Source organism: Amycolatopsis sp. w19 (assembly GCF_051373225.1).
Taxonomy (GTDB): domain Bacteria; phylum Actinomycetota; class Actinomycetes; order Mycobacteriales; family Pseudonocardiaceae; genus Amycolatopsis; species Amycolatopsis japonica.
This window is the reverse complement of record NZ_JBPQFM010000015.1, coordinates 79,614-91,780: the sequence shown is the minus strand read 5'-3', so window position 1 is coordinate 91,780 and position 12,167 is coordinate 79,614. Positions and strand designations below refer to the sequence as shown.

The following is a 12,167-nucleotide window of genomic DNA, read 5'->3' as shown; positions in this document are numbered from 1 at the left end:
TCCGATGCCCAACTACACCTTCACGGTGAACGGGAAGACCGTCACCGTCGACGCGCCCGCGGATCTGCCCATGCTGTGGGCGCTGCGCGACAAGCTCGGCGTCCGCGGCCCGAAGTACGGCTGTGGGATCAACGTCTGCAAGGCCTGCACCAGCCACCTCGACGGCGAGGCGTTCAACCCGTGCGTGACGCCGGTGTCCGACTGCTCGGGCAAGGAGGTCACCACGATCGAAGGCCTCGCCGACGGTGAGGACCTGCACCCGGTGCAGGAGGCCTGGCTGGAGCAGGACGTCGCGCAGTGCGGCTACTGCCAGCCGGGGCAGATCATGGCCGCGGTGGCGCTGCTGAAGAAGACGAAGAACCCGACGGACGCCGAGATCGACGCGATCCAGAACGTCTGCCGGTGCGGCACCTACTTCCGGATCCGCGAAGCCATCAAGAGCGCGGCCGCGAAGATGTGAAATCCCGCCGGTGCGGCGGGAATCCCGATTTCCCGCCGCACCGGCGGAGGCTCTGTGCTTTCGACAGGCCACCGCCGGGCAAGTCGTGTTAGATGACGGCCCCAGGGACTCGACGAGGAGTCCCTGCCCCGGAGGACGTCCATGCACTACGAAACTGTGCTCCGCGAAGGCTCGGCCGTCATCGTCGCCGAACTGGCGGTCGAAGTCGAAAAGCAGCTGCCCGGACTCATCGACGCCACCGTCGAGCAGATCCGCGCCGAAATGCCGGTGTACCGCGACGCGCGGTTCGTCACCCTCGCCGAACTGCGGACGTCGGTGCGGAACAACCTCGAGTTCGTCATGCGGACCCTGCGCGGTACCGAGGAACCCGACCTCGCGCAGGCGCGGGCGACCGGGCGCGCGCGGGCGCTGCAGGGCGCGCCGCTGCCGGAACTCCTGCGGGCCTACCGGATCGGGCTCACCGAGGTGTGGAACCGGTTCGTCGAACTGACCGCTTCGGGCGGGCATCAGGATCTCCGCGGTCTCGTCGCCGCGACGTCGGCGATCTGGGCGCTGATCGACGACTACGCCGAGGCGCTGACGACGACCTACCGCGACACCACCGCCGAAGTCATGGTGGCGCACCAAAGCAGGCGCTCCGCGTTGGTCGAGGCGCTGTTCGCCGGCGGCGCGGCCACCGAAGGCACGCTGTGGGACATCGCGCGCGTGCTGGAACTCTCGCTCGACGGGACCTACGTGGTCGTCGCGGCGGAGACCCCGCGCGTCGGGCACGAACCGTTGCCACAGATAGAAAACCGGCTGCGCGAACGGCAGCACGCGTCCGCCTGGCGGCTCACTCCCGACCTGCAGGTCGGCGTGGTCTCGATGCGGGATCCGGTGGCGTCCCAGGTGATCATCGGGCTGCTGCGGGAGAACCAGACCGGCCGGATCGGTGTCAGCCCGGTGTTCACCGGTCTCGGGAACACCTCCCGCGCCCTGCATCTCGCACGGGTCGCGCTCTCCAGCATGCTGCCGGGGACGACGGGAATGGTGCAGTTCAACGAATCCCCGCTCGCCGGCCTCGTCGCCAGCTCGCCGGAGGCGTCGGTCCAGCTCGCGCACCACGTGCTCCGGCCGATCCTCGACCTGCCCGGCGACGACCGGAACGTGCTGCTGCTGACGTTGCGGGCGTGGTTCGAATGCCAGGGCTCCACGAAACTGACGTCGGAGCGGATGTTCTGTCACCCCAACACGATCCGGCACCGGCTGAAGCGGATCTCCGAAGAGCTCGGCCGTTCGCTGACCGACCCGGCCGATATCGCCGAACTCGGCGCGGCCCTGCGCGCGCTCCACATGTTCCCGGACACTTCGCATCTGCCCTCGCCGCGGGACCCGCTGCGCTAGGTTCGTTCCATGAACGAGTTCGCCATCGGCGGAGACCTGCCCGTACGCCGCCTCGGCTTCGGCGCCATGCATCTGCCCGCCGACGCCGGACCCGCGCGCGAGAACGCGATCGCCGTCGCCCGGCGCGCGGTCGAACTCGGCATCACGCTGATCGACACCGCGCACCTCTACGGTGGCGGAGCGAACGAGGAACTGCTCGCCGAGGCGCTTCACCCGTATCCGGACGACCTGGTGGTCACCACGAAGGTCGGCGTCGTGCGGACCGGGGACGACTGGAAGTACGACGGGCGGCCGGAATCCCTGCGCGCGCAGGTGGACGCGGGATTGAAGCGGTTGCGCGTCGAACGGATCGAGCTGCTGCAACTGCACCGCATCGACCCGGAGACCCCGCTGGCCGACCAGCTCGGCGCGCTGCGGGAGCTGCGTGACGCGGGCAAGATCGGCCGGATCGGGCTGTCGGAGATCACCGTGGACGAACTCGCGCGGGCGCGGGAGATCGTGGACATCGCGAGCGTGCAGAACCGCTACAGCCTGCTCGACCGCTCCCACGAAGCGGTTCTGGAAGCGTGCGAGGAGGCCGGGATCGCTTTCCTGCCTTGGCGTCCGGTGCTCGGCGCCGCGTCTTCCGGCGGCGCCGCGCTCACGGCCGTCGCTTCGGAGCTCGGAGTGACCACGGCGCAGGTCGGGCTCGCGTGGCTGCTCGCGCGGTCGCCGGTGATCCTGCCGATCCCCGGCACGGCGAAGATCCCGCACCTGGAAGAGAACTTCGCCGCCGCGGAGGTCAAGCTGACCGACGAGCACCTGGAGCGTTTGTCCTCGTGAGGGGTTGGGGGGGGGGGGAGACAAACGTGGCGTTCGGGGCGCCGCGCTCACCGGTCCGTGAAGGCCTCCTTACCTACCCTGAAGGTGGGGAAGGGGCCCTTCACTACCAGCCGATGTGGGCCGCCTCTGTCGCGAAAGCCACTTTCGGGACACTGAGCGTCGCGAAAGTGGCTTTCGCGACACGCCCGATTTGCCTTACCCCGCAAGAGAACCGGCTTAACCGCCCACGAGGTTGGACCGGCACGGTGCCTGAAGTACATGAAGGCCCCCTTCCTTGCGCCAGGCGCAAGGAAGGGGGCCTTCATGTACCTGGCGAGGTGTGACTGCCGGTCCAGGTGGGCGCGTGTGGCGATCAAGGAGTCCTTCACGGACCGGACCTGGGACCAACCGGACTAAGGCTTGACGGCCTCCACGAGCACCCGCCGCGAGTGCGCGACGAACTTCCCGTCGGTCTCGATCAGCCGGTGGAGTTCCGCGAGTTCGTCGCGGTACTTCCCGACCTCGAACCCCGGCACGATCCAGATCACCTTCCGGAGGAAGTGGACGACCGCGGCGAGGTCGAAGAACTCCATCCGCAGTTTCGCCGGTTCGAGCCGCTCCACCCGGAGCCCGACGGCTTCGGCCTCGACGCGCAGCACGTCGGGCGTCCAGTCGCCGTAGTCCTGCGGGCCGAGGAAGAACTCCTTCAGTTCCCGCACGGTGCCGGCGCCGATCTGCTGCGACAGGAACGTGCCGCCCGGACGCAGTACGCGGGCGATCTCCCGCCACGGATTCGCGATCGGATGACGGCTGCTCACCAGATCGAAGGACTCGTCGGGGAAGGGCAGCGGCGCGTCGTACTCGGCCTCGACCACCTGTCCGCCGAGGGGCGCGAGAGTCTTCCGCGCCACCTCGACGTTCGGCGGCCAGCCTTCGGTGGCGGCGAGGACCGGCGGCGGCTTCGGGATGCCCGCGAGCACCTCGCCGCCGCCGGTCTGCAGGTCCAGCCCGGCGGCGGCCGCCGCCATCCGCTCGCCGAGCAACCGCGAGTAGCCCCACGGCGGCCGTTCCTCGGTGGCCCGGCCTTCGAACCACGAGAAATCCCAGCCTTCGACCGGGACGGCTTCTCCTTCGGCGAGCTGATCTTCGAAAGTCATTCCCGCAGTCTCGGCTCCCCGGCCCGGTGGGGCAACGCGATTAGCTAGCCCGCGTCGGTCGAGCGCTTCCAGAGGTTGATGTCGGCCTCGGTGGCGTAGCGGTCGATCTCGGCCAGCTCCTCGTTCGTGAAGTGCAGGTTCTTCAGCGCGCCGACGTTGTCCTCCAGCTGGGCGACGCTGCTCGCGCCGATCAGCACCGACGTCATCCGCGGGTCGCGCAGACCCCACGCGAGCGCGAGCTGCGCCAGCGTCTGACCGCGCCGCTGAGCGATCTCGTTCAGCGCCCGGATCTTGCCGAGGGTGCTCTCGGTGATCGTGTCCGGGTTGAGCGACTTCCCTTGTGCCGCACGGGAATTCTCGGGAACGCCGTCGAGGTAGCGGCTGGTCAGCAGTCCTTGCGCCAGCGGCGAGAACGCGATGCAGCCCGCGCCTTCGGTTTCGAGCGTGTCGAGCAGCTTGTCGCCTTCGAGCCAGCGGTTGAACATCGAATACGACGGCTGGTGGATCAGCAGCGGGGTGCCCAGTTCGCGCAGGAGCCGGGCGGCCTCGGCGGTCTTCTCCGACGAGTACGACGAGATGCCGACGTACAGCGCGCGTCCGGACCGGACGGCGGTGTCGAGCGCGCCGACCGTCTCTTCGAGCGGCGTCTCGGGGTCGAAGCGGTGCGAATAGAAGATGTCGACGTAGTCCAGGCCCATCCGGCCGAGCGATTGGTCCAAAGAGGACAGCAGGTATTTGCGCGAGCCCCATTCGCCGTACGGGCCGGGCCACATGTCGTAGCCCGCCTTGGTCGAGATGACCAGTTCGTCCCGGTACGGCTTGAAGTCCGACGCCAGCAGCCTGCCGAAGTTCTCCTCCGCCGAGCCGTAGGGCGGGCCGTAGTTGTTGGCGAGGTCGAAATGGGTGATGCCCAGGTCGAACGCGCGCCGCGCGATGTCCCGCTGTGTGCCCAGCGGTTTGTCGTTCCCGAAGTTGTGCCACAGGCCCAGCGAGATCGCGGGCAGCTTCAGGCCGCTGCGCCCGGTGCGGCGGTAGGGGATGCTCTCGTATCGGCCCTCGGCCGCGACATAGGTGCTCACGGCCCGATGCTAGCCGTCGTGAAGAGGGCGGCGACGGACGCGAGGTGGTCTTTGAACGCCGAGGGGCTCTCGACCTCGAAAGGCGCGCCGATGGCGGCGAGGATCAGCACGGGCCAGTCGAAGGTGTCGACGTTCATCGTCAGACGGCAGGACGTCTCGTCGATCGCTTCGAGCGCGCCGCCGAGGTACCGCACCGCCGATTCGACGTGGTCCTTCGGCGCTTCGACCCGGACGACCAGCGTGTGGGTGGTCGGCCTGGCCTTGATCTGGGCCTCGACGAATTTGACCGCGTCCCCGCCGGGGATCTCGCGCGGCCGGTAACGGGCGCCGGTGGTGCGCGGCTCGCTGAGCCTGTCGACGCGGAAGGTGCGCCAGTCCACCCGATCGAGGTCCCACGCCACCAGGTACCAGCGCCGTCCGAGTGAGACGAGCCGGTGCGGCTCGACCAGCCGCGCGGACTCCTCGCCGCCGCGTGCCGCGTAGTCGAACTTCAGCCGTTCGTCGTCCCGGCACGCCTGCGCGATCACCGTCAGGCTGGCGGCGTTGACGCGAGGGCCCGTGACGGCCGCCGGAGTCGTGTACGCCTGGAGCGCGTCGACCCGTCTGCGCAGCCGGGGCGGCATCACCTGGACGACCTTCGTCAACGCCCGGACCGATGTCTCCTCGATGCCCTCCACCGAACCGCTCGCCGCCGTGCGGAGGCCGACCGCGATCGCCACGGCCTCCTCGTCGTCCAGCAGCAGCGGCGGCATGACCGTGCCCGACCTCAGCTGGTAGCCGCCCGCGACGCCGCGGCTCGCGTTGACCGGATAGCCCAGCTCGCGGAGCCGTTCGACGTCGCGCCGCAGCGTCCGTTCGCTCACCTCGAGCCTGTCGCTCAGCTCGATCCCCGACCAGAAGCGGTGTGTCTGCAGAAGGGAGAGCAACCGCAGCATCCGCGCACTCGTGTTCGCCATGAATCCAGGTTCGCTCGCATTCCGGTCAGAAAGTGGCCGGAATTGACTTTAGCGTTGTTCCCATGACGATGACACTGGACACCCCGAGCGGTGTGACCACGGAAAACGTGGAGAAGTCCTACCGCTGGCGCTGGCCCGCACTGTTCGTGATCCTGACCGGCTCGGTGATGGAACTGCTCGACATGACGGTCACGAGCATCGCCGGACCGGTCATGCGGGCGTCGCTCGGCGGCGGCACGGCGATGATCCAGTGGCTCGGCGTGGCCTACACCCTCGCGATGGTGTCCGGTCTGCTCACCGGCGGACGGCTCGGCGACATCTTCGGCCGCAAGCGCATGTTCCTGATCGGCGCGATCGGCTTCGTCGTCGGCTCGCTGTTCTGCGCGGTCGCGGTGAACCCCGAGATGATCATCACCGCACGGGTGGTGCAGGGCCTCTTCGGTGCCGCGATGGTGCCGCAGGGCCTCGGCATGATGAAGGAGATGTTCGCGGGCAAGGAACTCCAGTCCGCGTTCGGCATGTTCGGCCCGGTGATGGGGCTCGCCGCGGTCGGCGGCCCGATCCTCGCGGGCTGGCTGGTCGACGCCGATCTCTTCGGCACCGGCTGGCGGATGATCTTCCTGATCAACCTGCCGATCGGCGCGCTGGCGGTACTCGCCGCGATCAAGTTCCTTCCCGAGTCCCGTCCCGGCGGTTCGCTCACCCTCGACATCCCCGGTGCGCTGCTCGCGACGACCGGCGCGCTGCTGATCGTCTTCCCGCTGGTGCAGGGGCGTGAGTACGGCTGGCCGTTGTGGACGTTCGCGATGATGGCCGCCGCGGTCGTGGTGTTCGGCGTGTTCGCGTGGTTCGAGAAGCGCAAGAGCCGCCGCGGCGGCGACCCGCTGGTCGAGCCGAGCCTGTTCCGCAAGCGCAGCTTCCTCGCCGGGATGGCGACCGGGACGATCTACTTCGCGGCGTTCTCCGGCTTCGGTCTGGTGTTCACGCTGTATCTGCAGCTCGGGCTCGGTTTCTCGCCGCTCAAGGCCGGGCTGACCGGGGTGCCGATGTCGCTGGGGATGATCGTCGGGATGGGCCTGGTGCAGGCGGTGCGCAAGCACGGGCGCAAGGTGCTGCACACCGGCGCGCTGATCATGACCGCCGGGGTGGTCGCGTTGCTGCTGCTCCTCGGCCCGGAGACCGGCCCGTGGCAGATCGCGCCCGCGTTGCTGGTGGTCGGGATCGGCTCCGGGCTGATCATGGGGCCGTACTTCGAGATCGCCCTGTCCGGGGTGGAGCCGGCCGAGGCCGGATCGGCGTCGGGCGCGCTGACGTCGCTCCAGCAGGTCGGCGGCGCGCTGGGGCTCGCGCTGCTGGGCACGGTGTTCTTCGACGCGGGGACCGCCGACCCGACCGCCGCCGCCCAGCGGACGTTCTGGGTGGTCGCGGTGATGGTGATGCTCACCTTCGCGGTCGGGTTCCTGCTGCCGAAGCGGATCCGCGACGTAGAGTCGGCCGGGTAGGCGATCGAGCTGGGAGGCCGCGTGGCTGGGACCGGGTACTTCACTTCCGTCGAAGACGTGACGGCGAAGCTCGCCGACACCGGCTACCTGGCCTCCGCGGCCGTCGCCACCACGGTGTTCCTCGCGGACGCCCTCGGCAAGCCGTTGCTGATCGAGGGCCCCGCGGGGGTCGGCAAGACCGAGCTGGCGAAGGCGGTCGCGCAGGCGAGCGGCTCCCGGCTCGTGCGGTTGCAGTGCTACGAAGGCGTCGACGAGTCCCGCGCGCTGTACGAGTGGAACCACGCGAAGCAGCTTCTCCGGATCACCGCCGGCAAGGACGAGACGTGGGACGAAGCCCGCAACGACATCTTCGGTGAAGAGTTCCTGCTGGCCAGGCCGCTGCTGACGGCGATCAAAGGCGACGAGCCGACCGTCCTGCTCATCGACGAGACCGACAAGGCCGACGTCGAGATCGAGGGACTGCTGCTGGAGGTGCTCGGCGACTTCCAGATCACCGTCCCGGAACTCGGCACCATCACCGCCGGGCGCAAACCGTTCGTGGTGCTGACCTCCAACGCGACGCGGGAGCTTTCGGAGGCGTTGCGGCGCCGGTGCCTGTTCCTGCACATCGACTTCCCCGACGCGGCGCTGGAGCAGCGCATCGTGCGGCTCAAGGTGCCGGGCGTCGACGACGCGCTCGCCGCGTCCGTGGTCAAGGTGATCACCGCGTTGCGGGCGATGGAGCTGAGGAAGGCGCCGTCGGTCGCCGAGACCATCGACTGGGCGCGGACCCTGCTGGCGCTCGGCGCGGACAGCCTCGGCGAGGACGTCGTCCGCGCGAGCCTCGGCGTCATCCTCAAACACCAGGACGACGTCGTGAAGGCGGACGCGCGGCTGGAACTCGGCAAGGTCCTCGACTCGTGAGCGGCGTGCCGGGCAGGCTCGTCGAATTCGTGGAAGCGTTGCGGGAACACGGAATCCCGGCGGGGCCCAGCGAGACGGTCGACGCCGCCGCGGCACTGGAAGTGCTGGGCCTCGACTCCCGCGAGCAGATGCGGGAAGGGCTCGCGGCGGCGCTCGTCCGGCGCGGCGGCCAGCGCGCGGTGTTCGACGCGACCTTCGACATCTACTTCCCGCTCGGCGTCGGCGCGCCGTCGCAGGACCCCGTCGACGACCTGGCCGCGCTGCGCGACCGGCTCGCCACGGCGCTCGCGGCGAACGACCAGCCGGAACTGACGCAGCTGGCCGGGCTCGCCGTCGACATGCTGGGGGAGTACGGCGGCACGGCGGGCAGCGGCGGCTGGTCGGCGCACCAGACGTTGGAACGGCTCCAGCCGCAGACCCTCGTGGTCCGCGTGCTCGAAGCGATCCGCGCCGGTTCGCCGTCGGAGGATTTCACCGACCGGCTGGACCGCGACGACGTCCGGCGCCGCGTCGAGGGTTTCCGCGGTCTCGTGCGGACCGAGGCACGACGGCGCGTAGCGGAAGTCCGTGGCAGGGAACGGGTTTCGCGGCACGCGGTGCCGCCCGCCGCCGACCGCGTCGACTTCCTGCTCGCCAGCCGGGCGCAACTCGCCGAACTCCGCCGGGTCGTGCAGCCGTTGTCACGCAAGCTCGCCACCCGGCTGGCCGCGCGGCGACGGCGGCACGCGCGCGGGCACATCGACCTGCGGCGGACACTGCGGCGTTCGCTGTCCACCGGCGGCGTCCCGATGCGGCCGTCGTACCGGCGGCACCGGCCGGGAAGGCCCGAAATCGTGCTGCTGTGCGACATGTCGGGCTCGGTGGCGGGCTTCGCGAACTTCACCATGCTGCTGGTGCAGGCCCTGCGTGATCAGTTCAGCAAGGTGCGGGTGTTCGCGTTCATCGACGCCTGCGACGAGATCACCCACCTCGTCGACACCGGCGCCGCCGATCCCGAAGACCTCGGCGCGCGCATCCTCGCCGACGCGGAACTGACCCGCTGGGACGGGCACAGCGACTACGGGCACGCGCTCGGCGAGTTCGTCGAGCGCTACTCCGACGCGGTGGGCCCCAGGACGTCCATGCTCATCCTCGGTGACGCGAGGACCAACGGCGGCGACCCGAACCTCGACGCGGTCCGCGGGATCGCTTCCGCGGCAAGGCATACGTACTGGCTCAACCCCGAGCGGACCGCGCTGTGGTCCACCGGAGACTCCGAGGCGCACGCGTACGCGGAGGTCGTCGAGATGTACGAATGCCGGAACGTGCACCAGCTGACCCGGCTGGTCACGCGGCTGTTGCCCGCTTAAGGCTTCAGCGCGGCTTTCCCGTACGCGTCGGCGTTGCTGAACACTTCCTGCCCGTACTGGGTGGAGTTGTTGTAGGTCAGCACCGCGGTCCACCAGCCGGAGGGATCGCCGAGGTCGCCACCCCGCGCGCACATGTACCGCGCGGTCGTCAGCGCCGCGTCGTCGATGTTCTGCGGGTTCGGCGCGGCGCCGTCACCGCTCGCGCGGACGCCGTACCGCTTCCAGGTGGCGGGCAGGAACTGCATCGGCCCGACCGCGCGGTCCCATTTCGGGTCGCCGTCGAGCGCGCCCTTGTCGGTGTCGACGACCGCCAGCACACCGGGGGAGCCGTCGAGCGGGATGCCGATGATCGGCGGCGTCACGATGCCGTCCTCACCGGCGCGGGAACCGTCGTGCCGGGCGTGCTGGGACTCGGTGCGCCCGATCCCGGCGATGGTCGCCCAGGTGATCTCGCAACGCGGAGTGGTCTTCGCGGTCTTCTCGGCCGCGTTCACGTACGCCCGCAGCGTGCGCGAGGGGATGTCCGTGTTCTCCGACACCTTCGCGATCCAGGCGTCCTTCGCGGGCTCCGCGGGCAGCGGTCCGGCGTCGCCGGGGATGGCCGAACGCGGGGCGGGCTTGAGCGAGGGGACCACGAACTCCGGCTTGACCGGCACCGGCTCACGGTCGTTGAGGCTGATCACGACCCAGACGGCACCGGCGACCAAGGCGCCAACGACCAGGAGCGCGAGCATCACGCAGCCACGGGGGCCACGTTTCGGTGGCGGCTGCTGCCACTGGTCCATCAGGTCCAGGGTCGAAGGGGACGAAGCGGTCACCGGTTCCACGGTACGTGACGAATGTGGAGAACTTGTGTGGCCCGCCGTCCGGGTGATGCGGGCCACGACCCGCATTCCGTCCTCTGAGTGCGGTCCTTGCGCGTGCAACTACCGCAAGTAGAGGACCAACTGCGGGGTGCGATCGCCCCGTTTGCCCTGTTGACAGCGCTTCACCCGAATGGTGAGACTGGTCCGCGTTAGGAAGGTTTCTTAACGAGGGCTCGCCGCGCCCCTGCTTCACGGAACGCAACGATGCTTCTGAAGGAGGCACAAAGTGGTACGCCCAAGATGGCGGGCGGCGCTGGTCACGGTGCTCGCGGCCGCCTCGGTCCCGATCTCCGCCCAGGCCGCTTCCGCGGCTCCCGTCCGCTACGAGTCCGAGGACGCGACGATCTCGCGCGGCGCGGTCGAAGCCAATCACACCGGCTTCACCGGATCCGGCTTCGTCAACTTCGACAACGTCACCGGTGGCTACGTCGAGTACACGGTCAACGCGGCGCAGGCGGGGCAGCACACGCTGACCTTCCGCTACGCCAACGGCACCACCGCGAACCGCCCGCTCGACATCACCGTCAACGGTTCCCTCGCCGTCGACGACCTCGGGTTCGCCGGCACCGGCGCGTGGACGACCTGGCGGACTGTCACCACCACGGTGAACCTCGCCGCGGGCAGCAACAAGATCCGCACCACCGCCGTCACGTCGAACGGCGGTCCCAACGCGGACTCGCTGTCGGTCGAAGGCGGCGGCGGTTCGAACACCGGGACACCGGTGTCCATCAACGGAAAGCTCCACGTCTGCGGCGTCAAACTGTGCAACCAGTACGGCAAGCCCATCCAGCTTCGGGGGATGAGCACGCACGGGATCCAGTGGTACAGCCAGTGCGTGAAGACCGCCTCGCTGGACGCGCTCGCCAACGACTGGAAGGCCGACATCCTGCGTGTCGCCATGTACATCCAGGACGACGGCTACGAGAGCAACCCACGCAAGTTCACCGACATGATGCACAACTACATCGAAGAGGCGACGAAACGCGGGATGTACGTCCTCGTCGACTGGCACCAGCTCGACCCGGGCGACCCGAACGAGAACACCGAGCTCGCCAAGACGTTCTTCGCCGAGATCGCCCAGCGGCACAAGGACAAAGTCAACATCATCTACGACGTCGCGAACGAGCCCAACGGCGTCAGCTGGGCGGACGTGAAGAGTTACGCCGAGGAGGTCATCCCGGTGATCCGCGCCCAGGACCCGGACAGCGTCGTCTTCCTCGGTACGCACGGTTGGTCGACCTTCGGCATCTCCGACGGCCGCGACGAGAACGACATCCTGGACAACCCGGTGAACGCGACCAACATCATGTACACGTTCCACTTCTACGCGGCGTCGCATCAGGACGAGCACTACGACGCGCTGGCGCGGACGGCCGACAAGCTCCCGATCTTCGTCACGGAATTCGGCACCCAGACCTACACGGGTGACGGCGGGAACGACTTCACGTACTCGCAGAAGTACCTGGATCTGCTGGCAGCCAAGAAGATCGGCTGGACGAACTGGAACTTCTCCGACGACTTCCGCTCCGGTGCCGTGTTCAAGACCGGAACCTGCGCCGGGAACTCCTTCACCGGCACTTCGATGCTGAAGCCCGCCGGTGTCTGGGTGCGGGACCGCATCCGCACGCCGGACGACTTCCCGACCGGCTGACCCCTCGCGTTTCGTCCTCTGGATGCGGTACTTGCACGCGCAAGTACCGCATCCAGAGGA

11 protein-coding genes are annotated in these 12,167 nt (G+C 68.9%); 7 read left to right on the top strand and 4 right to left on the bottom strand.

The genetic code is table 11. The features are described 5' to 3' along the window. Positions 1-4 precede the first annotated feature (4 nt). The 3 genes from ACSMFO_RS26730 (at position 5) to ACSMFO_RS26720 (ending at position 2,665) form a co-directional block, all read left to right on the top strand. Entirely contained in the window at positions 5-460 is a 456-nt protein-coding gene (locus tag ACSMFO_RS26730) for a (2Fe-2S)-binding protein (protein WP_007030011.1), read from the top strand. Between the two features lie 141 nt (positions 461-601). Continuing rightward, a complete protein-coding gene (locus ACSMFO_RS26725) occupies positions 602-1,843 on the top strand; it encodes a PucR family transcriptional regulator (RefSeq protein WP_436460928.1) in 1,242 nt (413 codons plus the stop codon). Between the two features lie 9 nt (positions 1,844-1,852). Then, positions 1,853-2,665, top strand: a complete 813-nt coding sequence (locus ACSMFO_RS26720) for an aldo/keto reductase (RefSeq protein WP_436460927.1) — start codon at positions 1,853-1,855, stop codon at positions 2,663-2,665. A 392-nt stretch (positions 2,666-3,057) separates the two neighbouring features. Here ACSMFO_RS26720 and ACSMFO_RS26715 read toward each other — a convergent pair whose 3' ends face one another. From ACSMFO_RS26715 to ACSMFO_RS26705, 3 genes are read right to left on the bottom strand one after another with little or no spacing between them, the layout of a single operon-like run. Then, a complete protein-coding gene (locus tag ACSMFO_RS26715; RefSeq protein ID WP_436460926.1) occupies positions 3,058-3,801 on the bottom strand; it encodes a class I SAM-dependent methyltransferase in 744 nt (247 codons plus the stop codon). A 44-nt stretch (positions 3,802-3,845) separates the two neighbouring features. After that, positions 3,846-4,880, bottom strand: coding sequence for an L-glyceraldehyde 3-phosphate reductase (gene mgrA, locus ACSMFO_RS26710; RefSeq protein ID WP_037344950.1), 1,035 nt, complete (start codon positions 4,878-4,880; stop codon positions 3,846-3,848). Beyond that, positions 4,877-5,836 (bottom strand): helix-turn-helix transcriptional regulator, encoded by a 960-nt coding sequence (locus ACSMFO_RS26705; RefSeq protein ID WP_436460925.1) that lies wholly within the window; start codon positions 5,834-5,836, stop codon positions 4,877-4,879. Before ACSMFO_RS26705 ends, mgrA begins: the two co-directional genes overlap by 4 nt. A gap of 62 nt (positions 5,837-5,898) precedes the next feature. On the opposite strand from ACSMFO_RS26705, the gene ACSMFO_RS26700 reads away from it, so the two are divergent. From ACSMFO_RS26700 to ACSMFO_RS26690, 3 genes are read left to right on the top strand one after another with little or no spacing between them, the layout of a single operon-like run. Then, the gene (locus ACSMFO_RS26700) at positions 5,899-7,338 is read left to right on the top strand and encodes an MFS transporter (RefSeq protein ID WP_436460924.1); all 1,440 of its coding nucleotides are present in this window, start codon (positions 5,899-5,901) and stop codon (positions 7,336-7,338) included. Between the two features lie 21 nt (positions 7,339-7,359). After that, positions 7,360-8,241, top strand: coding sequence for an AAA family ATPase (locus ACSMFO_RS26695; RefSeq protein ID WP_005155088.1), 882 nt, complete (start codon positions 7,360-7,362; stop codon positions 8,239-8,241). Further along, positions 8,238-9,590 carry a vWA domain-containing protein gene (locus ACSMFO_RS26690; protein ID WP_360086585.1) on the top strand — a complete coding sequence of 451 codons (1,353 nt, stop codon included), beginning with the start codon at positions 8,238-8,240 and terminating at the stop codon, positions 9,588-9,590. Before ACSMFO_RS26695 ends, ACSMFO_RS26690 begins: the two co-directional genes overlap by 4 nt. Here the strand turns inward: ACSMFO_RS26690 and ACSMFO_RS26685 are convergent. After that, on the bottom strand, positions 9,587-10,408 hold the full coding sequence (locus ACSMFO_RS26685; protein WP_436460923.1) for a lytic transglycosylase domain-containing protein: 822 nt from the start codon (positions 10,406-10,408) through the stop codon (positions 9,587-9,589). The two genes, ACSMFO_RS26690 and ACSMFO_RS26685, sit on opposite strands and share 4 nt — an antisense overlap. A gap of 274 nt (positions 10,409-10,682) precedes the next feature. Here ACSMFO_RS26685 and ACSMFO_RS26680 point away from each other — a divergent pair, with 274 nt between their 5' ends. Next, on the top strand, positions 10,683-12,107 hold the full coding sequence (locus tag ACSMFO_RS26680) for a cellulase family glycosylhydrolase (protein WP_436460922.1): 1,425 nt from the start codon (positions 10,683-10,685) through the stop codon (positions 12,105-12,107). Positions 12,108-12,167 lie beyond the last annotated feature (60 nt).